Source organism: Acinetobacter sp. ANC_7504, from assembly GCF_056779995.1.
Genome location: NZ_JBWYIZ010000004.1, coordinates 174,048 through 198,840 on the forward strand (window position 1 = coordinate 174,048; position 24,793 = coordinate 198,840).

The 24,793-nt window shown below is 38.5% G+C and carries 24 protein-coding genes and 1 pseudogene; 5 read left to right on the forward strand and 20 right to left on the reverse strand.

The genetic code is table 11. The features are described 5' to 3' along the window. Window positions 1–9: 9 nt before the first annotated feature. Together pheA and AC1M9F_RS07070 are read right to left on the reverse strand one after the other, a co-directional pair. Entirely contained in the window at window positions 10–1,119 is a 1,110-nt protein-coding gene (gene pheA, locus AC1M9F_RS07065; protein ID WP_035267321.1) for a prephenate dehydratase, read from the reverse strand. Window positions 1,120–1,402: 283 nt separating this feature from the next. After that, entirely contained in the window at window positions 1,403–2,545 is a 1,143-nt protein-coding gene (locus AC1M9F_RS07070) for an acyl-CoA dehydrogenase family protein (protein WP_481597408.1), read from the reverse strand. Window positions 2,546–2,756: 211 nt separating this feature from the next. Here AC1M9F_RS07070 and AC1M9F_RS07075 point away from each other — a divergent pair, with 211 nt between their 5' ends. After that, on the forward strand, window positions 2,757–3,758 hold the full coding sequence (locus AC1M9F_RS07075; protein WP_481586426.1) for a glycosyl transferase family protein: 1,002 nt from the start codon (window positions 2,757–2,759) through the stop codon (window positions 3,756–3,758). 50 nt (window positions 3,759–3,808) lie between these two features. Here the strand turns inward: AC1M9F_RS07075 and AC1M9F_RS07080 are convergent, their stop codons facing one another. Both AC1M9F_RS07080 and AC1M9F_RS07085 read right to left on the reverse strand, forming a co-directional pair. Continuing rightward, window positions 3,809–4,075: a YeaC family protein gene (locus AC1M9F_RS07080; protein ID WP_035267325.1), complete on the reverse strand. Its 267-nt coding sequence runs from the start codon at window positions 4,073–4,075 to the stop codon at window positions 3,809–3,811. 2 nt (window positions 4,076–4,077) lie between these two features. Next, window positions 4,078–5,019 carry an NAD(+) kinase gene (locus AC1M9F_RS07085; protein ID WP_092767167.1) on the reverse strand — a complete coding sequence of 314 codons (942 nt, stop codon included), beginning with the start codon at window positions 5,017–5,019 and terminating at the stop codon, window positions 4,078–4,080. A gap of 227 nt (window positions 5,020–5,246) precedes the next feature. On the opposite strand from AC1M9F_RS07085, the gene mrcB reads away from it, so the two are divergent. Together mrcB and AC1M9F_RS07095 are read left to right on the forward strand one after the other, a co-directional pair. Beyond that, a complete protein-coding gene (gene mrcB, locus AC1M9F_RS07090; protein ID WP_481591358.1) occupies window positions 5,247–7,643 on the forward strand; it encodes a penicillin-binding protein 1B in 2,397 nt (798 codons plus the stop codon). A 26-nt stretch (window positions 7,644–7,669) separates the two neighbouring features. Then, window positions 7,670–8,239 carry a tetratricopeptide repeat protein gene (locus tag AC1M9F_RS07095; protein WP_481593028.1) on the forward strand — a complete coding sequence of 190 codons (570 nt, stop codon included), beginning with the start codon at window positions 7,670–7,672 and terminating at the stop codon, window positions 8,237–8,239. A gap of 30 nt (window positions 8,240–8,269) precedes the next feature. Here AC1M9F_RS07095 and AC1M9F_RS07100 read toward each other — a convergent pair whose 3' ends face one another. Further along, window positions 8,270–9,172, reverse strand: a complete 903-nt coding sequence (locus tag AC1M9F_RS07100) for a thiamine phosphate synthase (RefSeq protein WP_481597409.1) — start codon at window positions 9,170–9,172, stop codon at window positions 8,270–8,272. Window positions 9,173–9,308: 136 nt separating this feature from the next. Between AC1M9F_RS07100 and hemP the strand changes: the two genes are divergently transcribed. Further along, window positions 9,309–9,479, forward strand: coding sequence for a hemin uptake protein HemP (hemP, locus tag AC1M9F_RS07105; RefSeq protein WP_035267337.1), 171 nt, complete (start codon window positions 9,309–9,311; stop codon window positions 9,477–9,479). 101 nt (window positions 9,480–9,580) lie between these two features. Here hemP and AC1M9F_RS07110 read toward each other — a convergent pair whose 3' ends face one another. The 5 genes from AC1M9F_RS07110 to tsaA form a co-directional block, all read right to left on the reverse strand. Then, window positions 9,581–10,912: a sensor histidine kinase gene (locus tag AC1M9F_RS07110; RefSeq protein ID WP_481597410.1), complete on the reverse strand. Its 1,332-nt coding sequence runs from the start codon at window positions 10,910–10,912 to the stop codon at window positions 9,581–9,583. A gap of 12 nt (window positions 10,913–10,924) precedes the next feature. Beyond that, window positions 10,925–11,590 (reverse strand): response regulator transcription factor, encoded by a 666-nt coding sequence (locus AC1M9F_RS07115; RefSeq protein ID WP_481597411.1) that lies wholly within the window; start codon window positions 11,588–11,590, stop codon window positions 10,925–10,927. A gap of 146 nt (window positions 11,591–11,736) precedes the next feature. Continuing rightward, a complete protein-coding gene (locus AC1M9F_RS07120) occupies window positions 11,737–12,114 on the reverse strand; it encodes a NirD/YgiW/YdeI family stress tolerance protein (RefSeq protein WP_035267340.1) in 378 nt (125 codons plus the stop codon). 102 nt (window positions 12,115–12,216) lie between these two features. Next, window positions 12,217–13,974: a type IV pilus assembly ATPase TfpB gene (gene tfpB, locus AC1M9F_RS07125; protein ID WP_035267342.1), complete on the reverse strand. Its 1,758-nt coding sequence runs from the start codon at window positions 13,972–13,974 to the stop codon at window positions 12,217–12,219. A gap of 128 nt (window positions 13,975–14,102) precedes the next feature. Further along, a complete protein-coding gene (gene tsaA / locus AC1M9F_RS07130; protein ID WP_481597412.1) occupies window positions 14,103–14,822 on the reverse strand; it encodes a tRNA (N6-threonylcarbamoyladenosine(37)-N6)-methyltransferase TrmO in 720 nt (239 codons plus the stop codon). A 105-nt stretch (window positions 14,823–14,927) separates the two neighbouring features. On the opposite strand from tsaA, the gene AC1M9F_RS07135 reads away from it, so the two are divergent. Then, entirely contained in the window at window positions 14,928–15,707 is a 780-nt protein-coding gene (locus tag AC1M9F_RS07135) for a ferredoxin--NADP reductase (protein WP_035267346.1), read from the forward strand. Window positions 15,708–15,940: 233 nt separating this feature from the next. Here the strand turns inward: AC1M9F_RS07135 and AC1M9F_RS07140 are convergent, their stop codons facing one another. From AC1M9F_RS07140 to AC1M9F_RS07185, 10 genes and pseudogenes are all read right to left on the reverse strand, one after another. Further along, on the reverse strand, window positions 15,941–16,093 hold the full coding sequence (locus AC1M9F_RS07140; RefSeq protein WP_481591441.1) for a transposase: 153 nt from the start codon (window positions 16,091–16,093) through the stop codon (window positions 15,941–15,943). A gap of 3 nt (window positions 16,094–16,096) precedes the next feature. Further along, on the reverse strand, window positions 16,097–16,411 hold the full coding sequence (locus tag AC1M9F_RS07145) for a transposase (RefSeq protein WP_481597413.1): 315 nt from the start codon (window positions 16,409–16,411) through the stop codon (window positions 16,097–16,099). 106 nt (window positions 16,412–16,517) lie between these two features. Next, complete coding sequence (locus AC1M9F_RS07150; RefSeq protein ID WP_481591351.1) at window positions 16,518–16,754, reverse strand: helix-turn-helix domain-containing protein; 237 nt, start codon at window positions 16,752–16,754, stop codon at window positions 16,518–16,520. Between the two features lie 375 nt (window positions 16,755–17,129). Next, window positions 17,130–17,425, reverse strand: a pseudogene (locus AC1M9F_RS07155) (type VI secretion system Vgr family protein); the annotation flags it as partial. Window positions 17,426–17,481: 56 nt separating this feature from the next. Beyond that, window positions 17,482–18,600 carry a hypothetical protein gene (locus tag AC1M9F_RS07160; protein WP_481597414.1) on the reverse strand — a complete coding sequence of 373 codons (1,119 nt, stop codon included), beginning with the start codon at window positions 18,598–18,600 and terminating at the stop codon, window positions 17,482–17,484. A 122-nt stretch (window positions 18,601–18,722) separates the two neighbouring features. Next, window positions 18,723–19,649 carry a hypothetical protein gene (locus AC1M9F_RS07165; protein ID WP_481595901.1) on the reverse strand — a complete coding sequence of 309 codons (927 nt, stop codon included), beginning with the start codon at window positions 19,647–19,649 and terminating at the stop codon, window positions 18,723–18,725. Beyond that, the gene (locus AC1M9F_RS07170; protein ID WP_481597415.1) at window positions 19,649–19,930 is read right to left on the reverse strand and encodes a hypothetical protein; all 282 of its coding nucleotides are present in this window, start codon (window positions 19,928–19,930) and stop codon (window positions 19,649–19,651) included. The genes AC1M9F_RS07165 and AC1M9F_RS07170 overlap by 1 nt, the downstream gene beginning before the upstream one ends. Window positions 19,931–20,146: 216 nt before the next feature. Next, a complete protein-coding gene (locus AC1M9F_RS07175; RefSeq protein WP_481595899.1) occupies window positions 20,147–21,253 on the reverse strand; it encodes an Imm72 family immunity protein in 1,107 nt (368 codons plus the stop codon). 11 nt (window positions 21,254–21,264) lie between these two features. Continuing rightward, entirely contained in the window at window positions 21,265–22,758 is a 1,494-nt protein-coding gene (locus tag AC1M9F_RS07180) for a hypothetical protein (RefSeq protein WP_481597416.1), read from the reverse strand. Beyond that, window positions 22,755–24,793, reverse strand: a 2,039-nt coding sequence (locus AC1M9F_RS07185) for a DUF2345 domain-containing protein (protein ID WP_481597417.1), incomplete at its 5' end; no start/stop codon positions are given. The genes AC1M9F_RS07180 and AC1M9F_RS07185, both read right to left, overlap by 4 nt.

Consider the following 24,793-nt stretch of genomic DNA (forward strand, 5'->3'; position numbering starts at 1 on the left):
CAACTCTTTTTAAAGTACCGCAATTGGGTATGAACCAAGAACACGGATTTCTTTGACTAATGGACGAATTTCTTCGACAGCCGCACGTACGTTCTCTTGTTCGATATGCCCTTCTAAATCGATAAAGAATACATAAGCCCATTTTTCAGGCAAAGCAGGTCTTGTTTCGATACTGGTCAAGCTAATGTTATGTTTAGCGAACGGCGCTAAAATTTCTAATAACGCACCTGCACGGTCATGTGCAGAGATCAATAAAGAAGTTTTATCATTACCACTTTGTGGTACTTTTTCACGCCCAATAACTAAGAAGCGTGTTGTATTTTCTGGATTATCTTCAATATTGCTATGTAAGATTTCTAAATCATATAAGCTCGCAGCTGTTTCAGATGCGATTGCCGCAGAATGCCATTCATTACGGATACGGCGAGCAGCTTCAGCATTCGAACTCAAAGCCACACGTTCAACACCTGGATAATGAGCATCGAGCCAGCCACGACATTGAGCTAAAGTTTGTTGATGCGCATAGATTTGTTTAATGCTGTCTTTACGCGTATTTGAAGAAATCAAAAATTGATGATGAATACGTAATTCAACTTCACCAATCACATTTAAATGTGACGCTTTAAAACAATCAAGCGTGTGGTTAACCACACCTTCGGATGAGTTCTCAACAGGAACTAAACCATAATGTGCACTGCCTGCTTCGACTTCACGGAACACTTCATCAATTGTAGGAAGTGGGCGCACAACCGCATCATGTCCAAAATGCTTCAGTACTGCCGAATGGGTGTAAGTTCCTACTGGACCAAGGAAAGCAATGCTTTGTGGTGCTTCTAAAGCAAGACACGCAGACATAATTTCTCTAAACAAACGCGCCATCGTCACGTCAGATAAAGGACCTTCATTACGCTCCATCACATTACGCAAAACTTGTGCTTCACGCTCAGGACGATAAAACATTGGATTTTCTTCAGAAGCAAATTTTGCTTTTGCTACAGCTTCAGCAAGTCGTGCTCGACGGTTAATCAGTTGTTGGAGTTGTTGATCTACTGAGTCGATATCTTCGCGTATTTTAGCTAAGTCTAAAGAATTCGTCGTGTTTTGATCATCGTTGATCATTGTAATGTCGCCTTACAGAATCAGTTATGTAAACAGTATAACAATAGTTAGCTTTCAAATGTTAAGCAACCAAACTTTATGGCAATAAGACTTAAAAATATACAGTTGAAATAATCATCAATCCAATATGCACTATAAATTAGAAAAAAAGACAAGGTCAATGAATAGGATAGCTTTAATCTTTTTTTTTAAAATCAGTGCGTTCTATAAGTTTTAAAATTGAAAACACATTCGAATACATCTCGCTTGTTTTCATCAAGCGAGATGTAAATACGGATAAAAATTAACGTCCTAGCATGCCACGTGCTACGATTTCTTTCATGATCTCGTTGGTTCCGCCGTAGATTCGTTGAATACGTGCATCCACAAAGAAGCGTGAAATAGGATATTCCGTCATATAGCCATAGCCACCAAAGAGTTGCAGTAGATTATCCGCCACTTTCATTTGCATATCTGTACTGAAACTTTTTAATGCAGCTGCTGTTTCAACATCCAATTTCCCTTCTTTATACAATGCTAGGTTTTGATTATAAAACGCGGCTGTAGCCAGTTCATCGATTTTCGCTTGTGCTAAAACAAAACGAGAATTTTGGAATTGTCCAATTTTTTGACCAAAGGCCTGACGCTCTTGGACATATTGAACAGTCACATCAATTGAACCTCTAATTGCCCCTAATGCTGTCGCAGCAATCGCTGTCCGCTCACGTGGTAATTCTTGCATCAAATATGCAAATCCCTGACCCGCTTGACCTAAAAGCTGATCAGCTGGAACTTTTACATTGTCAAAAAAGAGTTCCGAGGTATCTTGGGAATGCAAACCGATTTTGTCAAGATTTGTACCTTTTTTAAACCCTTCTAAATGAGTATCAACCAATAGAAGTGAGACGCCTTTAGCACGTGCCTGAGGATCTGTTTTAACGGCAAGCACAACCAAGTCTGCATGCTGACCATTTGAAATAAAGGTTTTAGAGCCATTCAAAACATAATGATCACCATTCAAAATGGCATTCGTACGGATGGCTTGTAAATCAGAACCAGCACCTGGCTCTGTCATTCCAATTGCCCCGACCACTTCACCAGAAACCATTTTTGGCAACCAGTATTTTTTTTGTTCTTCGTTCGCGATGTGTAGAATATATGGTGCTGCAATTTCTGAGTGACATGAAATACCTGTCGATAATGCGCTATAACCTGCACGTGCCGACTCTTCAACCAACATTAAAGAATATTCTGTTGGAACACCATAACCACCATATTCTTCAGGAACATCTACGCACAAGAAGCCATTTTCACCAAGTGCATTCCACACTGAACGTGGCATTTTTCCTTCACGTTCCCACTGCTCATAATAAGGAGCAACGTGCTCACTCATAAAACGTTTGAAATTATCACGGAATAATTCTAAATCTGCATCATATGCCAACATTCTTGTGTTCCTTACACTTCATTTTTTTATAAGTTTTCATGCTATCCCGTTTTTTTCCAGTTGTCATGGACAAAAGCGCTTGAAAATTCATACAATTTGGTCAGTCTCAAAAGCTAAAAATAATGCTTGATCATTGAATTTGATATTTAGCTTTTATTCGAAGCATCATTCCACGTTACAATGTCATTAAGAACATCCAACTGCATTGATCATGAATACAAAACGTAATTTATATAAAGACTTTGAACATCCATTTGCGCAATTTGTTCGTATTCTTGGCAAAGGAAAAAATGGTGCGCGATCACTGACCTATGAAGAAGCCTATCAAGCATTTGAGATGATTTTAAAAAATGAGGTATTAGACGTTCAGCTGGGTGCTTTTTTAATGCTTTTACGAGTGAAAGAAGAATCTGTAGATGAACTGGCTGGCTTTGTGCAAGCGACTCGTGATCAACTTAAATTTAGAGCTATTGATGTCGACCTAGACTGGCCATCTTACGCGGGGAAACGCAAACACTATCCGTGGTTTATCTTATCGGCGTTAACCTTAGCAAAACATGGTCATCGTATTGTAATGCATGGGGCTTCTGGACATACCATTAATCGATTATATACAGAACAAGTTTTACAGTATTTAGGTTATACCATTTGTCAAAATGAAAACGAAGTGGCATCAGAACTGAATCAGCATAACTTTGCCTATATACCACTCGAAGTCATTTCACCTACCTTGAGTGATTTAATTGCATTACGCAATATCATGGGCTTACGCTCACCCATTCATACGCTTTCACGACTCATCAATCCCTTCAATGCCAAAGCCACTTTGCAAGCGATATTTCACCCTGCGTATCGCAGTTCTCATCAACAGACTGCTGCCAAATTAGGTTACGTTAACAGTGCGGTGATTAAAGGTGAAGGCGGTGAATTTGAACGAAACCCAGATGCAAAAACCTTAATTTGCGGTATACGAGACGGTGAACTGTATGAGCTTGAACTTCCGAAACTCACAGCTGATCGTTCAGCAATTGAAGAAGAGTTGAACTTAGATACTTTCAAAGCCGTATGGTTAGGTGATGCCCACCATAGCTATGGAGAGGTGGCTATTATTGAAACTATGGCAATCGCAATCTACACTATGAATGTGGCTGAAACATTTACACAAGCACAGACCTTGGCTCAAGAATACTGGCAGTCACGTCATCGAGTTTAACTTCGGATTAAAAAAAGACACCATCAGGTGTCTTTTTTTAGCATAGAACATTATACAAAACGTATAGGTTGAAATTCTGGCTCTGGAACATGTGAATCACATTCATCACCTTCCTCTTTATGACCTTTATCAATATACCCTGATCTTTCTGTTTCTGGCAGATTTTTAGCTTCCCAAGCAATGACTGCTTGCATTGAAATCTGACGCTGCTCTTGAGTTAAAGCTACACCGTTTGGCCATTTACCGATTTCAACGGCAGTTCTTAAACGAGCAACGATGTCTGCATCCAAAACTGATAACATTTGTTCAATATTCATGTTTAGTCCTGCTGATGAAATGAATCGTAATCTTGATTCCATCCTAGTTTGGTACGACATGCCATATAAAAGTCGTATCCAGGTGGATGTAATAAAGTAAGTTTGAAAGGATGTTTGCGAATATGCAACCAATCACCTTCATTTAAAGAAACACTGTGTTGCCCATCAGCACTCACCATTGGCAACACTCGATTCTTACGAATTTGAATTTTAATTTCACTTTGACCACCCACCACAATCGGACGAGAAGAAAGCGTATGCGGGTGCATTGGCACTAGCGCGATCGCATCCATACTTGGGTGCAAAATTGGACCGCCACCAGAAAGTGCGTATGCTGTTGAACCCGTAGGTGTCGATACAATCAAACCATCACTGTGTTGACGATAAACATATTGACCATCAATATGAAGATCAAACTCAATCATATGGACTGACTTACCTGAATGCAGAACCACATCATTCAATGCTATTGCATCATAAATCAGTTCATTTTTACTACGAACTTCGACTTCTAATAAAAAACGGCGATCTAGCTGAAACTCACCTTTCAAGACTTGATCTAATTTAAATAACACTTCTGTCGGTTTGATATCAGTTAGGAAACCTAAACGCCCACGGTTTACCCCGATGACGGGAGTATTGTATTTCACTAAAGATCTAGCCGCTTGAAGCAATGAACCATCACCACCTACGACAATCACCAAATCTGTAACTTCACCCAATAAAGCTCGACTGACCGTTTGCGAATTTTTATAAGGGACCAATTTAGCGGTTTCTGAATCAAAAACTGGATGCAAACCTAAACTAATCAAATGGTCATGAATTAGACTTAAAGTCTCAACCACAGATGATTTATCTGGTCGTCCAATTAATCCAATATTACGAAATGACTTTGCTGAAAGTTGCACGTATGCTACGGCTCCAGATGAATTGTTGAGTATCATATCATCATCATTCTGTGACTTACATATTTCAAGCCTGTTTCATGTTATGAATTTCACGAATAATTTCACATTTCCCCAACTTAAAATCTTAATTTTCTCCTTAATATTGAATTAGATAAATCATTACATTTATCTAAAAAAGGCATAAATTCACAGTTTAATTATTGCAAATTATAAAAAAGCTTCGCATGATGAGCGCAATAAAACAGGGTTTTGCTTTTTGATCTATGAAGTTTGAACGTGGTATTGGCTTAATTGCATTGATTTTCTCAGTGCTGGTGATTTCTGCATTTGTAGCTTTTAGTATTTATCTAATCCGTTTAGATAATATTATTCGCGATAAATTTGAAGGCAATCGTTGGGATATTCCAGCGAAAGTATATGCACGTCCCTTGGAAGTTTATGCTAATGCACCCGTTGAGCAACAAAACTTCATTCAAGAGCTAGGTCTGTTGGGTTATAAAAACGCTGAAGACTATACCAAGCCAGGTAATTTTTTGGTTCAAGGTAATACCATTTATGTCCACACGCGTGGTTTCGATTTTGGTGATAGTGTAGAACCAGAACAAATCCTCCAAGTCAGTTTTGGCGCTAGTCAAATTTCAGAGATTAAAGCAACAAAACCATCGAGTACGGGGATTGCCCGTCTAGAACCAATGTTAGTTGGGGGAATCTACCCTCAACACAACGAAGACCGTGTTCTCATTAAACTCAATCGTGTTCCTAAACCTTTAATTCAAGCGCTTATTGCCACTGAAGACCGTAACTTCTATCACCATCACGGCGTCTCGTTTCGCGGTACAGCACGCGCAGTTGTAAGCAACGTTACTGGTGGTAAGCGTCAAGGTGGTTCTACACTCACGCAGCAATTGGTTAAAAACTTTTATTTGACCCCTGAACGTACAATCAAACGTAAAGTAAATGAAGCCTTTATGGCGTTGTTGCTTGAGTTTCATTATGACAAAGATGAAATTCTGGAAGCATATTTGAATGAAGTTAATTTAGGACAAAATGGTAATTACTCGATCAATGGCTATGGTTTAGCGTCTCAATTTTATTTTGGTTTACCACTTAGAGAATTGAGTGTAGCGCAACAGGCTTTCCTTGTTGGACTCGTTCAAGGTCCTAGCTTATACAATCCTTGGAGAAATCCTGAAAGTGCATTAAAACGCCGTAATGTTGTTCTAAACAATATGTTAGTCATGGGATATTTGACTGAAGATCAATATGAAACTGAGTCAGCTAAACCTTTAAACGTGATTAAAAAACCGACTTTAGGTCCAGCTCGCTTCCCTGATTTCCTAGACATCGTACGTCGTCAACTCAGAACAGAATACCAAGAAAGCGATTTAACGAAACAAGGTCTTCGAATTTTCACAACATTAGATCCAATCGCACAAATCAAAGTACAAAAATCATTTACAGATTCAGTATCAAGACTGTCTAAGGCCAATCCTGCACGCTTGAAAGAGCTTCAAGGCGCGGTATTAGTTTCTCACCCTGAAAATGGTGAATTGATTGCGGCCGTAGGTTCAGTATCTGACTTCACAGGTTTTAACCGCGCAGTTGATGCAAAACGTCAGGTAGGCTCATTATTAAAACCTGTTATTTTCCTAACTGCTTTGGAATCTGGTCGTTATAACTGGGCGACGGCAATCGAAGACTCGCCAATTAGTGTGCCAGTCGATCGCAATCAGACTTGGACCCCAAAAAATTATAGCGGAACTTCGTATGGTTACGTCCCAATGGTTCAAGCTTTAGCCAATTCATATAACCTATCTACAGTTCGCTTGGGACAAGAATTTGGACTTTCTTCATTTACCAATCATTTAATGAAGTTTGGCGTGACTTCACCTATTCCGAATTATCCATCGATTTTCTTAGGGGCTGTTGAAATGTCGCCTATGGAAATCATGAATATTTATGGCAACTTTGCAACTGGAGGGTTTAAATATCCTACAAAATCTATCCGAACAGTTGTTGATACCAATGGTCAGCTCATTAATCGCTATAGTTTAAATGTTCAACAAACGATCGACCCATCGGCTGCTTATATTTTAAATTACGGATTACAACGTGTGATGTCGGCAGGTACAGGACGTGCTGCTTATAACGGCCTCGCTCCGAATCTAAATCTAGCGGGTAAATCAGGTACGACCAATGATACAAGAGATTCTTGGTTCGCGGGGTATTCAGGTAATCATTTGGCTGTTGTCTGGCTTGGATTAGATGACAATAAAGTCACAGGCTTAACGGGCTCATCTGGCGCTTTACCCGTGTGGACCAACGTAATGAAGCAACTGAAGCAAAAACCAGTCAATTTACGTCAACCTGATGAGGTACAATGGCATTGGATTGATTCAAATAGCGGTGAGCTTTCAGCACAAGGTTGTCAAGGTGCGCTCTATGTACCGATACTTAAATATACTGTTCCACGTCGCGCAACAGCATGTGGCTTACCACACTACCAAGTAGAGCCGACTTACGTTCCTGAAACGAATGCAGAAGAAATTCCAGCAGAAGACAGCATCGACCAATATATTCGTGAGAGCGAAACAGAAATGGAACGGGATTTAAATACGAATGCCACTCGAGTACTTTCGAGTGGAAGTTATAATCCTTAAAATAAGTTTAGGAGGAGTTAAGGTTAATGAAAAAACTGAATTTTAGCGTAGTATTCACCAGCATATTACTCTTAGGCGGTTGCCAAACTTTAACCTCCCCTCAAAACTCACAACCGTCTCAGAAACCTAAACAAGCTGAGACTAAAACAACACCATCTCAAAAAGATGCCGATGGTATTAAAATTACGCCTTATGATCGACCCGAGATTAAACGGGAACAATTACAAATTGTTATTCCTGAACAGAAAAGCTCAACTCAAAAATTCGATGATGGCCGCCAACTTCCCGCATTTAAAAATCTAATGCAACAAACCCATCATGCATTTCGTCAAGCAAAATGGAGTGAAGCTGAGAAAGCCGCACTCCAAGCACAAAGACTTGCCCCTCAATCTGCAGAGACCTATATGTATCTCGCGATGATTGCCAATCAAAAAAATGAGGCAAAAAATGCTGAATCGTTGGCAAAACGAGGTCTCAGTTATGCTCAAACAGCAACGATGAAGCGACAACTTTGGCAAATTATTTTGAAATCAGGTCAACTCCAAAAAAATCAAAAACTCATCCAAGAAGCACAAAACCAAATCAAGAAATTTTGATTTAAGCATGAGTTTTACTTTTTAATGCCTTTAAAAAGCACGAATGCCAGCAATTCCATAAGCTCCATGTTGTATGGCCTGATCTAATAATTCAGGCTTCATACCGCCTAGCGCATAAACTGGTATATGTATATCTTTTGATAACAATTCAAACTGCGTCCAACCTAAGGGTGCTTGCTGAGGATGCGATGTTGTACACAGTACTGGACTTAAAAATATTGCATCAAAACCTAACGCTACAGCTCGACTGACACTAGAATGGTCATGACAGGATGCGATGCGTTTAATGCCCTTCCATTCCTCCATAAATGAATCAGAATTTAATTGCATCAATTGATCATGTTTAAATTGTACGGCAAATACTTTTTTCTGATTTGATTCTGATAATCCTATCCACACATCACGATTGATAATGAGCTGATCCAGTTGATTATACTGGTTGAGTTGCAGCGCAAAATCTAAAGTATTTTCAGTTCTCAAATAGCTAACTCGATTAAGATCAATGGTTGTATCGAGACGATCTATATTTTTTATTGCAATTTTATTCGGCCAGAGTAGTCGTTTAACAATGGCATCATTGGCTTTAGGAAAATTCAAAATGGTTAGTGCTGAACGATCATGCCATGTCCAAGGACTTTGAATATGATCTAGTAGAGACTGATCAACGTAAGCCTGATAAATGTTCAATTTTACGATTAGATCTTCATATTCATGCGTAATAAGATCAAATAAATAGACATGATCTAGAAAAATTCCCACCTCTTCTTGAACTTCACGCTGGCAAGCTTGTTCAGGAGTTTCTCCTAACTCGACTTTCCCTCCAGGAAACTCAGCTTTCCCCCCCTGATGTAAAGAGGCTTCTCTCCACCCTACAAGAACTTGATTTTTATGGAATAACAACGCTATAGAAACATTAATCGTTTTTTTTGACATGATTATCTTTCAAAAAATGAGTACTTAATTGTAAGCATTTTATGTTTTTTTATAAATGAGAAAAATTATCGTTGACAGCTCTATTCGATAATGATTATCATTTAAATCGTTCACCACATACCACGGAGTCCAAGGAATGAACGCACCATTTAGCTTATTCACACGTAATAACGAAAACCACCAAGCATTACCAATGCTTCACTCAAATAATCTATTTGCTCTAGGCAGAGAAATTCGCATCATGCATGCAGGAGAAGAATATCGCCTTCGTCTCACACGAAATAATCGACTCATTTTGACCAAATAAAAATTCTAAAATTTGATAATAATAATCGTGGAACTAAGCAGTATGAATCAGCGCATACTGCTTCTTTAATTTTATTTCTTCAAATTTATTGATAATTAACTTTAATGAAATTTAATTTCAACTATTAACCCACCTAACTCAGATTTCTTAAATACAATCTCGGCTTGATGTAATTCGACAATTTTACGGCAAATTGATAATCCTAATCCTGAGCCCGATGTACGTGTGCCTAACTGACGATAAAATCTTTCTCCCAGCCGATCAATCACTGTTTGCTCAATGCCGTGACCTTCATTTTCAATCACAAATAGAATTTCATTATTATTTTGTTTGATTGAAATATCAACGATTCCATTCAGTGGCGTATAGCGGATTGCATTATCGACTAAATTTCGAATGCAGCTAAACATTAACTCAGGATTTGCCTTAATCGCATGATTTCCTAACTCAGTTTTAAACTGAATATTTTTTTCTTGGCTCAAAGGTTGTACTGAATGTAAAACCTCTTTCGTCAAACGGTCTAAATATATGGACTGTATCGGTACATCTTGCGTTGAAGATGGGTCAAGTCTGGCCAACAAAAGTAAATTTTCTAAAATATTTGAGCCCCTACTCACATCTTTTAGAATCTGCTCTAAGTCTTGTGACAAATCCTTATGATCAGACTGGTATTTTCGTTTTAAAAGTTGTAACCGCATTTGAATCGCTGAAAGTGGCGACCTTAATTCATGGGATGCATCAGCTGTAAAGCGTTGTTCTGCAGTAATTGCACGATCTAAACGCTCCATCATTTGGTTTATTTGATGCACAATAGGTTGCAGTTCTTTTAGTTCTGGTTTTGAGGGTGTAATCGGTGATAAATCCTTAACAGTCTTTTGCGATATTAATTTTGAAAGTTGGTGAATAGATCGAAACTGACGTCGTATAATAAAGTGTAGAATAAACCATTGAATGCCCCATAAAATAATGAGAACACCACCATAGCCCAGCAAACTTTTGAATAACTGATCAACACGCGCTGACATGGGTTGAAGCATAGTTAGAATTTGCTGATCACTTTGCTCACTGTAATAACGAAATAATCGTCCTTCTAGCCAAACAAAACCAAAGTGATCATTCTGAAAAAAGACCTTGGAACCATTTTGATTGAAAGCAAGGTCTTGCGATTCAATCAAAATAAGTTCATCGAGCTTTAACTCATATTTGATATCAAATTGTTCACTTAAATCATCTAACTCATTTCCCACATGACTTGAAATATCACTGGCCAAAATCAAATCGGCGATTTCATCCATCATATTGTCATGGGTCTGCATGTTTTGGTAAAGCGAGATCACCAATAAAAGAATTAATGCGATAACGCCCGCCAACATCGAACTGAGCATTGAAGACTTAACAAGACGATTTTGTAAAGAAATAGGGTGCTGATGCAACGCTGTTCTACCTTAAGCCTGATCTAAATTCATTCTATAACCTAATCCGCGAATCGTTTTAATCATGGTTGAGCCTATTTTTTTCCGAATCTGATAAATAAAAACTTCAACTGCATTACTTTCGATTTCATCACCCCAAGCATATAAGGACTCTTCTAGTTGTTCACGTGTCACAACACGTTCAGGATGTTGCATCAACTTATATAAAATTTGGTACTCTTTCGCTGTGAGATTGACAATTTCTGAATTCAATTTAACAACTTTGGTTTGGGGGTCCAAACTCACGGATCCATACATTAGGATTTGAGACGTGCCTTTGTGTTGAGTACGTAATTGTGTTCTCACTCTCGCCGAGAGCTCATCTAAACTGAATGGTTTAACTAGATAATCATTAGCCCCCAAATCAAGTCCTCCAACACGATCTTGGATACTGTCTTGGGCTGTAATAAAAATAACTGGTGTATTGTGTTGGTGTTTTCTTAAATGTGTCAGAATGTCATCACCAGTTGCTTTCGGTAATCCACGATCGAGTAATAAACAATCATATTGATGCTGCTTAATTGCTAATATCGCATGATCTCCACGCTCGACCCAATCGACACTATATCCATCCATTTCTAACCAAGCTTTGATACTTTCAGCTTGTGACACATCATCTTCTGCTAATAATATACGCATGTCTCTCTTCACTAAGCCACAATTCATTCACTATAAAGTTTTTCAAAAAAAGATGCATAAAAAAACCACATTTCTGGAGAATGTGGTTTTTTTGATTTGAGTACTTGAAAGCCATAAATCAAATACTCAATTTATTAGATAGCTCATTAAAATTGAACTTGATCTACATCAATTTCTACACGCTTAGCAGGCTTATAATCAATATCCACTTCACCAATTAATACCACAGGTGTTTTTGCAGAGATTGGTTTACCTTGCCAAAGTTCATCATCAATATCCACAGTGATCACACCCGTGCTATCGCGGAATTGATATTTTTCATCACCAGTTGCCTTAACAATATAGCCTTTTAATTTCACTGGAGTATCATCTTTGGCAGTTAAAGCACTTTTAACAGTCGTAATTGCTTGCGGTGCAATTGCTGCATGATTAACAGCACTTTGGTTCACTGCCGTATTAGCCATTGCAAATGTAGTTGCACCGACTAAAGCTGTCGCGATTAAAGCTTGATTTAACACTTTCATTTTCTATACCTTTTCAAGTGATGTTTGTTTCGATGAAGCTATTAAAACAAACAAAGCTGAAGCGAATCTTAAGAAATATGAATATTTATTAATCTTTGACAATTAACTTAGTGGTACGACTCTTAGCACCTCTTCTAACGTCGTTACCCCTTCAAGGACTTTTCGAGCACCCGCAATACGCAACGGTTCTACACCTTCTTTTTTTGCGTGAGCACGTAATTCATCTAAATTAAGATTAGCACTGATTTTTTGTTTTGTTTCTAGAGACACAGGCATAAATTCATATATACCCACCCGCCCCTTATACCCTGTGTGACGACAATGTTCACAGCCTTTGGCATGATACACTTGAGCAGGCATCTTCACTAAATAGCCATAGGTCAGATGCTCCCATTCTTGAGCATTAATTTCCCGTTTTTCTTTACAATGAGAACATAATTTTCTGACTAGCCTTTGCGCCAAAACCCCTAAGATTGTTGCCGCTGTTAAAAATGGCTGCACCCCTAGATCATGTAAACGAGTCAAGCTTGAAGGTGCATCGTTTGTATGAAGTGTTGAAAGTACGAGATGACCTGTTAACGCAGCTTGAATCGCCATATTCGCTGTATCTTGGTCTCGGATTTCCCCTACCATGATAATGTCTGGATCTTGGCGCATGAGGGCACGTACACCATCGGCAAAATGAAGATCAATTGCAGGGTTTACCTGCATCTGATTAAAGCTCGGCTCTATCATCTCGATAGGATCTTCAATCGTACAAACATTTAATTGCTCAGTCGCAAGTTGTTTCATTGATGAATACAGGGTTGTGGTTTTACCTGAACCAGTTGGACCTGTCACTAAAATGATGCCGTGACTATTTTTGGTAATGGCATTCCATTGTTCTAGCAGTTTTCCTTCAAAACCCAGTTGTTGGAAACTCCTCACTAATACTTCAGGATCAAAAATTCGCATTACCATTTTTTCGCCTGCTGCAGTAGGCAGAGTTGATAAACGCAGTTCAGTTTCTTGACCCTTAGGTGTACGCGTTTTTAAACGCCCATCCTGAGGACGTCGTTTTTCTGCAACGTTCATACGACCCAGAATTTTAATACGCGAAATTACTGCCGTGAGTGTATTGCTAGGCATGTTATAAATCGTATGCAGCACACCATCGATACGGAATCTAACACGTCCTTTCTCCGCACGAGGCTCAAGATGAATATCACTCGCACCCTGTTCAAAGGCAAATTGAAGCAACCAGTCGACTAATTTTACGATGTGCTGATCGTTGGCATCAGGATTTTGACTATCACCCAATTGTAAAAGGGATTCAACACCTCGGCTCTGTCGGTCGTAAGCTCCTGAATATTGAGAAGAGTTTACTGCTCGGCTCACTTGATAATATTCAATCAAGTAACGTTGTAACTGCTCTGGATTCAGTAAAACCTTAACAATTTTTTTAGGACTTAAGCTCTTTTCTAAATTCTTAACCCAATCATCCAAGAATGGTTGATCTGTACCAATTAAGATCTGATCAGGATGCACCTCCACCGCTAGAATTTTATTTTTGAATGCATATTCTTGTGACATGACCTGAGTCAGTGCTGCAACATCTGCTTTAAGCGGGTCGATCACATAATATTGGAGTTGTGTTTTTAATGCTAACCATTCACATAAGCGTTGCAATGTTAACTTATGTTGAGGTTGAACTTGATCAACCAATTCAAAATGTGCAATCCACTGCAATGGATGCCATTTAAATTGATCTTTTTGACGGTGTCGGGTTTGTATGAGCAACTTATCTCGCTCTAAAATACGACCATCTTTTAGTAGTTGTTCTAAACACCATGTTGTATCAATTTCAAAATTAAAATTCATTCAAATTGCCCCATTCCTTGAGCCCAACTATAGCAAATTCTTTATTCAACATTAGCCTTTAGCCTATTCAGAATTTACAATTAAATTCATTAGATCAAATTCAGCTTTAAATACATCAGTCCAACAATTTATTCGTTTGAACAAAGTTCCAGTGCAACGATCTCAACCTCATTATCCACTTTAAATTTGACATTTAAGGGGCCGAAACTTAGCCCATAAATTCGCTCAGGATCATTTTGATAAGATGGTCTTGGATCAAATGACAAAACTTGTTCCAATTCCTTGATTAAACTTTCAGCGACACATTGTTGATCCAACAGTTGATTTCGCTGAATTTCAGCAGTTTTTGACCAAATAACTTTTTTTTGAATTGGCTTATCCTGTGCATAACCGCTCGTCGCCTCAACCACGGCATCAGAATATTGAATATATGGTTTGATATCGATAACGGGTGTTCCATCTAGTAAATCACTGCCAGACACATACAATCTCAAAGAATCACCTTCTTTAAAAAGTTTTTTGAATTGTACGACTGACATACCGATAGGTGCTGGACGGTACATGCTTCTTGTCGCAAAGACCCCCATTTTTTTATTTCCACCTAAACGTGGTGGTCTGACTTGAGGCTTAAATTTTTGATTATTCTGATTTTTATTATCGTGAAACTGCCAAATCAGCCATAAGTGACTGAAATCAAGTATACCTTCAAAAGCCAATTCATCATTATATGGCGCCAATAGTTCAATATAACTTTCAACATTTACTAAATTTGGCTGACGTGGAATACCAAACTTTTCTTTGTAGGGAGATCTCATTATACCAATCACAGGTAAAGTCAGCTCATTCATAATCACTTTTTTTGATAAGCTCAATTAAATATATTCAGTTTATCGAGAATGGTTTTAGTTTAGAATAGCAAGCTGTTCTAATTTGATAATTTATTGAGACCTTTAATGGCTGCTTTTAACGTCGAAAAGATTACTCACGTACACCACTGGAATGACACATTATTCAGTTTTAAAACGACTCGCGATACAGCATTGCGTTTTAAAAATGGTCAATTTGTGATGATTGGTTTAGAAGTCAATGGCAAGCCTTTAATGCGTGCATATTCGATTGCTAGCGCGAACTATGAAGAAGAACTTGAGTTTTTCTCTATTAAAGTTCCAGATGGTCCTTTGACATCAATCCTACAAAAAGTAAAAGTTGGTGATGAAATTTTAGTTTCTAAAAAACCGACTGGTACACTTGTTCTTGATGATTTAAATCCTGGTAAAAACTTGTATCTTTTATCATCAGGTACTGGTTTAGCTCCTTTCCTTTCGACTATCCGTGATCCAGAAACTTATGAGCGTTTTGAGAAAATCATCGTTGTACACGGTACACGCTATATCTCAGAATTGGCGTATCAAGACCTTATTCAAAATGAAATTCCAAACCATGAGTTCTTTGGGGAACTTGGTGCGAAAGAAAAGTTAATTTATTACCCAACAGTTACACGTGAAGACTTCCATACTCAAGGTCGTGTTACAACTGCGATTGAAACTGGTGCTCTTTTCGAGAAAATTGGCTTACCTCGTTTTAATCCTGAAACTGACCGTGCAATGTTATGTGGTTCTCCTGCATTCCTTGACGATGTAGCTGCACTTCTTGACCAACATGGCTTAAAAGAATCTCCACGTATGGGTGTTCTTGGTGATTATGTGATTGAACGTGCTTTTGTTGAAAAATAAATAACGTACAAAAAAAACCGAGCTTTTTTGCTCGGTTTTTTTATGGAGTGTTTTATTTTCCCTATTATTTAAATCGATTTTATCTTGATTTAACTCTGTAGTAACTTTATTCAGCAATGCTGAACTAGAAGCAATATCGTCATTTCAGATATTCAACATTCACAGTAATCACTAACACTTAGTTTCTAATGTATTAACTTTAATACTAGTAAACAATAGGGTTCTTTCATAAATCATTTTTTACTCAGTTCTAAATTATAAATCCCTGCGATTAAACTGAATCTTAATCCCAATCTTTTGCCACGGTTGCGATATCGCTCAGCAAGGATTTTGAAGGTCTTCAAAGTCCCAAATACATGCTCAATCCCAATTCTTCTTTTATTGATTTCTTAATTGTAAACTTTTAGCTCAGGTTCTAGTTTACAGTGCTTTTTTGCTTTTAATGGCAATAGACTATTTGGATACACCGTATAAATCCCTTGATAGCCTTTATCTGCAAGGATAAAAGACCCTTTAGGAATTTGATTCAGGTTATGTTTGAAGAGCTCGAAATCATGTACTGCACCACGACTCGTACATAAACTCAGAATTTGCTGAGTCTTATAGTGGATGATGGCTTGTACATTGAAAGTATCAGCTTTCTTCTTACCACTATAGCTTTTCTTCTGTTTTTTTAGGTCTTTGTATTGGAATTTCTGTGGCATCTACGATCACCACATTCCAGTCGATACTTTCGCCTTCAGGCAAACTCTTGGGTAAATTAAATAGATTGGACTTGATCAGGCAATCCTCTACGTGGCGGACGATTCTTTAAGCAGTAGGCTCTGACACACCATAACTCGTTGCGACATGAAACAATGTTCGATATTCACGCCAATAACTTAAGCACAGAAGGATTTGATCTTCTACACTTAACTTAGATGGTCTACCTTTAGCAGGTACAAGCATTTTTAGCTGTTTAGCCATTAAATCAAAGGTTGACCATGAGATGCCTGTATATCGCTTAAACTGTGTTTCAGAGAGCTTCTTTGAATCAATGTATTTCATCCGCAGATTATGCATGAAGATTTAAAATTCTTCGGTACAAATAATCAACTAAAGATAGATCAGTTTTTGATTTATGAAAGAGGTCTATTATTGACGTATCAAGAGGAATATCCTGAACTAACTCTTCTATTTCTTGATTATTCAAAAATAAAGTTGATGTGCTCATTTACAAATCTTAATTAATAAGCTATTTAATTTCTTCCACGACCATTATTAGATGAATTACCGTGAGGCTTATCATCGTTAGATTCTGGTGACTTATCTTCAGGATAACGAAACAACGGTAACTTAAATCCTTCACCAACCGTAATACCACTAACTCTATTTATTGTTTAGATTGATTATTTAATTTGCCATATTCATCAAATTGTTTTTCTGATTGATCTGCCCATCTACACTTAGATGTATATCTTCATTACTTTCTATGGCAATGGAACTTGGTGAAGCCAAGAGCATCATCGCTTGTTTAAAGGTAGCTGCTTTACTTTGGTCTTCGCTCTCTAAGTTTTTGAGGTAGCCCTGTAGGTTTTCGAGTAAGCTCAGTGGATCAGTTTGTTGATTTTTTGCCACTTCACTGAGGTCTTTCGCTTGTTCCTGTTTGTAGGTAGAGATGAGTATACCTTCTCCTGCACGCACTGCCCCCTTTGATCTGTTCTGAGTTCAAAGATTTCATCATAAGGGGTAGCATGACAAAGCGTTCAATTAAATAAAAGCCTAGAATGACTTTCTATTCTTCACCGTCATATAACCAATATTCTTCGCCCCAATCTTGACTAGATTTATTCATTATGGTTCCTTTGGTGAAATACAATCGTTTTGCTTTATCATTAGATAAAATCCAATAACCTGTTCTTGGGCATAATTCTCCCCCTATAACTTTTAAATCAGGTGTAGCAAAAGTATCTACATCCTCAACCCCAATATCTTCAAACTCACCTTCTATTAACTCAACGAAATACCAGCTAGAATCAAAGCTAGTAAATGCATTTCTTGAGATTAATGATGGGGTTAGTTCCAATTGTACTTCTCGATCTGATTTTAAATAATCCCAATCATCTTCTATTCGCTTATTTTTAATATTTTCAATTGTGAACGCCCTTAACTCTTCAGAAGGAGTCCATGCTGTATATTCATTAAACTTAGAAAATAAGTCCTTTCCTAAAGCATTTAATGTTTCACACTCTTCTAATTGCCCACGTGTAAAACTATTTTCATCACGATAAGTCCAAGCAAATTGTGGTACGCCATATCGATCACCCACAGGAATATATACCCCTGTTTTTGGAATAATTTCCCCACTATTTACACGTATGTCTGTACGAAGCTTAAATTTAGGTACTTTATATTCAAAAATTCCCAGTTCTTTAATCACTTCAAATAAACCATATAAACTCCATGATCTTGGAGGCTTTACGCAAGAGTCGTAATAACTACATAATCTATATAATTCATCAAAACGCAATTTAAAATCAGCTTCTTCTTCTTCTGACATCCAGTTCGGTCGAAACTCGCCTAACATACGTGCTGTATTATATGCAGGTGTCCAGCCATATTTTTCCTGTTTCGTTTCTTCAATAATTCTGATTAGACCTAATCTGAAATCGAGTAAAGATGGGTAAGCATAGGTACTCCAATTAGCTGAAGTATCCCCCATTCCCCAACCTTCTTGCAATAAAACACGGTCACGATACTGCTGATCAGCTAAATCAATTACTCCACCCGTATATTGAATCAAATCATCCAGTTTGGTCAGTAACATTTCCAAATAAGGTTGTGAAGTAACATAATAGATTAAGGCAACTGATTGTTTTTGAAAACGAGTTAATTTAGAACAGCTTCTAAGCATAAGTTAGTCATCACTATCAAACTACTAAAACTCCTTATCCCAATCAGATTTGATCTCAGATAGAATTTTACCTTCATCAAAACTTTATCATTATTTTGACAATCCAATCTTTTATATATAAATTATTTCTTATTAGTAACTTCTAAATACCAAATCGTTTCTCCCCAGCTATTATTCTCAATCTTCGGAAATACTTCTCCCTGTTCAAAATAACGGGATTGCAATTGATTTGCAGGACTCCACCAATTACCTGTCTGTTGACAAGTCTGCCCAGCAAAACCTTTTAAATTTTCAGCTTGAATAGTCTCAGATGACCCACCCTCGTCTGCAATTCGTTCAACCAATACCCATTCCGTATCTTCCTCATGATCATATTGTGGGCAATCTGGATCAAGTCCCACTAATGCTTCTATCGCATCATGCCCTTTAAGCAGCAGCTGTGCACTTGCTTCCTGTATTTCAGGAATGTAAATACCATCCTGTGGCACAGTTTCGCCTGTTTTTACCGTAACATTTTGGTTTAACTTATATATTGGTAAAGATGATGGTAAGTTTAACTCTCCTAAATAATCTGAATCATAGTCTTCTTTTAAAAAAGTCATAGGCCAGCTACCAAAAACTGTAGCTTTAATATTAGATGATAACTTACTAGCTTTACTTTGCCATTGATCAAATAAGGCTAAATTACCCTCATCCATCCAATCAGGGAAATAGTCTATTCTTTGATTTCTAAAGTCAGTCACCACATTCCCTGCATATTGCAAAGCAGATAAATCACCCTCTAATAAACGTTTATATCCATAATTCAAGCTCTCAAGAGTTGATCTGAAATTAGGCAATACATGCTCACCCCAAACTATGTCAGGTTGTTGTGAAATATGTTGGTTTCGATAATCATAAGGTAAATCCTGCATAAACAGCTCAAGTGCATTTTCCGCTGCATCGAGCATATTTTTAAAAGCATCTACCAGTTCTTTAAAATATTCAGCCGAACTATAGCGTTCAAGTAGGAAAATTTCCTGCGGACGAATTTCAGATGATTGCGACATTATTTTTTATCTCCATACCAATTCTGCTCTAAACGCGGCACACCAACCATATTGGTTTTCGTTTCAACAATTAAACCACTGTCATAGCCCCAAGGGGTTGCTTCACGCTTACTTACATTTGCTCGTACTAAATCTTTTGGGTCCAGAACAATTTGTATGCCACCACCTTCAAGTACAAATATCTCGCCTTTGCTATTCACTTTTTCAACTTTACCCGCACTATTTTTAAAAGTCTGACTTGCGGCTGGACCTTCCCATACATTGATCCCACCCCTTGGCACTCGGTATTTAACAACCTCACCATTATGATTCCATGATGCAAATACCGCAAAATAGCGTCGCCAATCGGCTTTACTCTACTTGGGTTGTGCCTGAGGGTACGGGTGGTCCGAACTATCCGAATATGTAATCTCGTTTGAGATCAAAAAAACCCGCGAAAGCGGGTTTTTTATTAAACTTCCATCAATGCGAAAGTTTTCACCTTGAGCGATATAGTTTTATTCTTCTCCATCAAACTGCCAGTACACCTCGCCCCAATCACTTTCATAATTTGGAAAGATCTCACCCTGTTTAAAGTATTGCCGTGAATTTGATTTCGCTGTTGTATACCAATAGCCAGCTTTAGGACAAACCTGCCCAGCCGCTATACTTAATTTTTCAGTTGATTCAGTTTCGGGTTGATTGGATTGTTTTCCTATATTTTCTATATCAAAAATATAATTCTTTTCTTCCTCGGGTATGGTTCCATCTATATAGCGATTGTCTTCCCAAATTAAACGCCATTTAACATCGTACCAATCATCGGTCCCTTCCAATTTATATTGGGTTGCTTCTGTCCCTTCTAAAAAGTAGTTTGGACATCCAACATAAATATTATAGTCAGAATCATTGGTTAATTTTTGATAGACAGGTTTTTCGAACCATGGTTCATAAATGCCTGAAATTTGGATTTCTTCACCTGAATGAATTTGACCTTTTGAGCTTTCATTATAATTTGGGCAAGGGATGATCGGTTCAACGATTTGCTTACATGGTGGCCAGTTTAGTTTACTAAATAAAGATTCATAGCTCCATTTCTTATAATAAATTCGATTATTATTTGGTACATCATATGAAACGTTATACAAAGTATTAACTGTGATACCCTCCATAGCTCTTGCTATCAATAATTTTAAAATATGTCGTGTGTGGTCATGTTCAATAAAAATATTTCCATTTGGCTCTTGACCTATGCCTAGGTTTTGATAAAAAACATCATATAGCAAGCCATGTTCATCACCATAGCGACCAAAAATCCTCCCCTGAATATTCCCTTCAAAATAAAGATCATATGCTTCTTTTTTGAATTTGCTTTTTCTCAGTTCCGTTAAACCTTTTTCTGTATCACTTAGATCACTCAAATAATATAATAATTCTTCTTCATGACTCTCCTTAAAGCCTTCAGGTTCATTCAATAAGTTTAGAGGAGGATGCCTTAATTGTTGCTCAAATGCGTCTACAAATTCTTTCTCCAGTTCATATGCAACATATAAATACCGATAACTGGTATATTTTTTCATGAGATAAAAAGTTTGGTCTCTCGCTTTCTGATCAATGATATACATCATAAATTCCCTTAATTCGCCTTACTTTGCTCATGCTTAGTATTTGCTCGACCTGTCGCAGACACACCACGAGCTACCTGACCCTGTTGAACAGTTTTCTGTGCTTTTTCTCTTGCCGCCAAATACGCAACCGTATCTTCTAATTTTTTTGGAAGAATGGCATCATTCCAATTGGTTTTTTGAATTTTAACCATGTTTTCAATATATTGCCTGATCGGCTGATTGTCTGGGTGGCCAAAATCTATATATAACTGTTTTTCACCACCAGCTAACAACAATCCACTGCCTTGCATTTTTTCTAAATCAAGTTGCTCTGCAACCTGACCTTCCCATACTTTTAAGCCTTGCCAATTTTTAGGTACAACAATATTTAATTTTTCTAACTCAGCTATGGTAGGTATACGGTCTAGGGCCACAAATATACCATTTTTAGACCAGTCACTTTTTACAGCATAATCAAAACGCCATGCTGTGCCATTAATTGGCATTTTATCCGCCCAATACGCACCAGATTTAAATGGTTTTTTTTGATCAATGATTCGTTTCCAGCCAACTCTAGCACCAGGTTTATATAACTTTGCTTCAATATTAGCTTTCTGACTAAATGAGGCTATTACATAATATTTTAAAACATCATTTGTCGCAGAATCATTTTTCTTCTTAGCTAAATCCGGCCATCCGTCCTTATGCTTATAATGGCTTAAAGGCGCAGGTTTATGACCCTTGCTCGCAATCGTATTTCTAGCAGTAGAAGCCAAACGTGCTTCCGTGGTTAAAACTTTAGTTTCTCCACCACCTATCTTCGCACCAGCTTTATTCATCTGGTTGATCATTTCAGATCGGACTTTATTTAAAGCACTGTCCAACTCTTTAATTGCAGAAGGAATCATTTTATCTGCGAGTTTGGCAAGCTTATCTAACTCAGGTAAAAATGAGTTTAATTGTTGTTGTACATGCTTAGGTAGAACGACTCTCGTTTTTGATAAGAAAAACTGAATCGAGGATTTTAATCGCGCAATAAATTTTTTAAACTCGGATAATATTTTAGTTTGGTATTTTGAAAATTTAAGTGCGTTTATAAATTTAATTGGGTCTCCATAACCCATTTTTCTTAAAAAAGCCAAAATTGCAATTGCTACTTCTGCGGCTTTACTGGCATCTTTAATCACAGTAATGAGTAAGCGCCCAATACCTTTTAACACACCACCAAATATTGGAATGAGTGGCAATAAACACAAAATAATACTAACCCAGTTCAGGACTTTATTTTTCTCTTGTTCACTACCTGCCATGCGATTTGAAATAGCGATTAAATCCCTAACAGCTGTGGCTTCACCTGCGACAGGAAACATACTAATAACTGCATCAAATACGATCTGACCTAAAGTTGATTTTTCGTTAAATTCACCTTGTAAGGCTCCACCTACCCAACTGCCGGCAGCCTTGGTATTCGACCAAAGCTCTGAACCAATTTGAATTATAGCTATTTTATTTTCTGCACTCATTTTTTAGAATCCTTAAGTGCTTGTTGGTATGATTCTTCTAGATCTGAGATGTTCCAATCTGCTTTAAAATTAATATTTTCTTCTGCTTGTGCTACAACTTCATAAGATCTAGCATCTTCCCCAAAAATAATCTCTGCTTCACCATCAGGCGCATCTCTTATATCAGCTATCCCTTCATCATTAGTCACACCTGAAAATATCTGACCATTTGCGTATTTCATTTTAAAGTTTACACCTTTAACAGGCTCATCATCATGATATTTAATTGCAATCTGTTGTCTTATTTCATTTGGCATGAGTGGAAAATTCAACGGCACCTTTGCTCCCCCCACAAATTGATGCTGCCCTGCCTTAACCTCAAACTTACCAGCTGTGGTCGGTAAAACTCCCGAACTGCTAATTTCAATCTGTGAGCCACCACCGATCAACACTATTTTTTTTGCCGCTTTAATTTCAATTCGATCTTCCGTGGAAATAATCTGCACACCCTTTCTTGCAATCAGATCAGCACCATCCCCTTGAGCTTGAATCTCGATCTTGCCTTTGCCTGCATAGACTCGTGCCCCTTCTTGCGCGGCAAATAAGCTGATCTTTTTGCTGGCATGTCCGATGATGCTGTCTTGCGTGCTGGTGTTAATGCTTCCTTGTGCAATCTGGTTGATCTGCCCATCTGCACTGAGGTGGATGTCTTCGTTACTTTCTACGGCAATTGAACTTGGTGAAGCCAAGAGCATGATCGCTTGTTTAAAAGCCGCGGCTTTGCTTTGGTCTTCGCTCTCTAAGTTCTTGAGATAGCCCTGTAGGTTTTCGAGTAAGCTCAGTGGATCAGTTTGTTGATTTTGTGCCACTTCACTCAAAGCTTTGGCGTTGTTTAAGCTACTTTCGAGTTGTTGTTTGGCTTCGCTTGCATCGAGATGGTTTGCTTTGGCTTGTTCTTGTTTGTAGGTGGAGATGAGTATGCCTTCGCCCGCTCGTACTGCACCCCATTGGTCAGTTCTGAGTTCGAAGCCTTCGCCGCGTCCTTCACTTTCTGCTGTTGCTTTGGGATGACTGAGATTCCCTAGGTTAAGTTGGCTCGCCCCGTGGGTGTTTTGCAGTTGGGTGGAGATTTGTCCTGTGGTGTCATCAAAGCGGAGTTGTCCATAACCTTCGCCTTGGACTTCTTTACTTTTAATCCCTGCGAGTTTTTTTGTGTCCGGCAGTTGGCCTTGACTGTCGAATCGGGTTGGGCTGCGTTGGGCTTCATGTAGGCGGCCCACCACAAAGGGACGGTCGATGTTGCCGTCAAAGAAGTCGATGACCACGATTTCATTGATTCGAGGAAGGAAGCGTGCGCCATAGCCTTCGCCTGCCCATGGGGTCAGTACATCGACCCAAGCTGAATCGGTGTCGTTGTTGTTACTGCCGGCACCCCCATCAAATTGGTGGTCTTCTGCTCGGGTAAATAGGAAGCGTACTTTGATGCGTCCCCATTCATCGACATGGATTTCTTCTCCTGCAGGTCCCACCACTTTGGCGCGTTGCGGATGGGTGCTAGGTCGATGTTGTAAGGGGTTGTATTCGGGTACGGTTTTGATGTTGCGTCGTTGTAGGATGAGTTCGCTGGCTTGGCGTTCTTGGTCCTTGTGGGTTGCTTGGTTGGTGTCTGTCTTGTGTTTTGGCGTCCATTGGCTGCGTTGTAGCAGTTGTTGGACTTGTTGGTCTAAGTCTTTGGGTAGGTTGTTTTGGTTGTAGTAGCGTTTGCCAACAATGAGGAATTCTTGATCAGCTCCGCTGTGTTGTTCAATTTCTGGGTGTCCATCGAGTTTGAACCAGTAGCCGACTTGGCTGTCTCTGACGCTGGCTTTGGCGATGAATTGTTTGCTTTGTCCCGCGTAGTAGTCGCTAAGGTGTTGGTTGAGTTTTTCGACTTGGCTGTTGCCTGAGGCGGTGGCTTGGTCTTCACCTTTGAGGTCTTGGATCCATGCAGGGCTGATGTGCCATGCTTGTTCGAGGCCTAGGCTGGCATTGTCTTGGTGGTCACTGTGTTGGTGTT

Bases quoted from the DNA above. Each gene is read 5' to 3' on its own strand.
- hemP (WP_035267337.1), top strand. From the start codon at position 9,309: ATGAACGCACCATTTAGCTTATTCACACGTAATAACGAAAACCACCAA.
- AC1M9F_RS07180 (WP_481597416.1), bottom strand. From the start codon at position 22,758: ATGAGTGCAGAAAATAAAATAGCTATAATTCAAATTGGTTCAGAGCTT.
- AC1M9F_RS07160 (WP_481597414.1), bottom strand. From the start codon at position 18,600: ATGCTTAGAAGCTGTTCTAAATTAACTCGTTTTCAAAAACAATCAGTT.
- mrcB (WP_481591358.1), top strand. From the start codon at position 5,247: ATGAAGTTTGAACGTGGTATTGGCTTAATTGCATTGATTTTCTCAGTG.
- AC1M9F_RS07095 (WP_481593028.1), top strand. From the start codon at position 7,670: ATGAAAAAACTGAATTTTAGCGTAGTATTCACCAGCATATTACTCTTA.
- AC1M9F_RS07120 (WP_035267340.1), bottom strand. From the start codon at position 12,114: ATGAAAGTGTTAAATCAAGCTTTAATCGCGACAGCTTTAGTCGGTGCA.
- AC1M9F_RS07165 (WP_481595901.1), bottom strand. From the start codon at position 19,649: ATGTCGCAATCATCTGAAATTCGTCCGCAGGAAATTTTCCTACTTGAA.
- AC1M9F_RS07080 (WP_035267325.1), bottom strand. From the start codon at position 4,075: ATGAATATTGAACAAATGTTATCAGTTTTGGATGCAGACATCGTTGCT.
- AC1M9F_RS07145 (WP_481597413.1), bottom strand. From the start codon at position 16,411: ATGCCACAGAAATTCCAATACAAAGACCTAAAAAAACAGAAGAAAAGC.
- AC1M9F_RS07085 (WP_092767167.1), bottom strand. From the start codon at position 5,019: ATGATACTCAACAATTCATCTGGAGCCGTAGCATACGTGCAACTTTCA.
- AC1M9F_RS07115 (WP_481597411.1), bottom strand. From the start codon at position 11,590: ATGCGTATATTATTAGCAGAAGATGATGTGTCACAAGCTGAAAGTATC.
- AC1M9F_RS07075 (WP_481586426.1), top strand. From the start codon at position 2,757: ATGAATACAAAACGTAATTTATATAAAGACTTTGAACATCCATTTGCG.
- AC1M9F_RS07070 (WP_481597408.1), bottom strand. From the start codon at position 2,545: ATGTTGGCATATGATGCAGATTTAGAATTATTCCGTGATAATTTCAAA.
- tfpB (WP_035267342.1), bottom strand. From the start codon at position 13,974: ATGAATTTTAATTTTGAAATTGATACAACATGGTGTTTAGAACAACTA.
- pheA (WP_035267321.1), bottom strand. From the start codon at position 1,119: ATGATCAACGATGATCAAAACACGACGAATTCTTTAGACTTAGCTAAA.
- AC1M9F_RS07150 (WP_481591351.1), bottom strand. From the start codon at position 16,754: ATGAAATACATTGATTCAAAGAAGCTCTCTGAAACACAGTTTAAGCGA.
- AC1M9F_RS07135 (WP_035267346.1), top strand. From the start codon at position 14,928: ATGGCTGCTTTTAACGTCGAAAAGATTACTCACGTACACCACTGGAAT.
- AC1M9F_RS07175 (WP_481595899.1), bottom strand. From the start codon at position 21,253: ATGTATATCATTGATCAGAAAGCGAGAGACCAAACTTTTTATCTCATG.
- tsaA (WP_481597412.1), bottom strand. From the start codon at position 14,822: ATGAATGAGCTGACTTTACCTGTGATTGGTATAATGAGATCTCCCTAC.
- AC1M9F_RS07100 (WP_481597409.1), bottom strand. From the start codon at position 9,172: ATGTCAAAAAAAACGATTAATGTTTCTATAGCGTTGTTATTCCATAAA.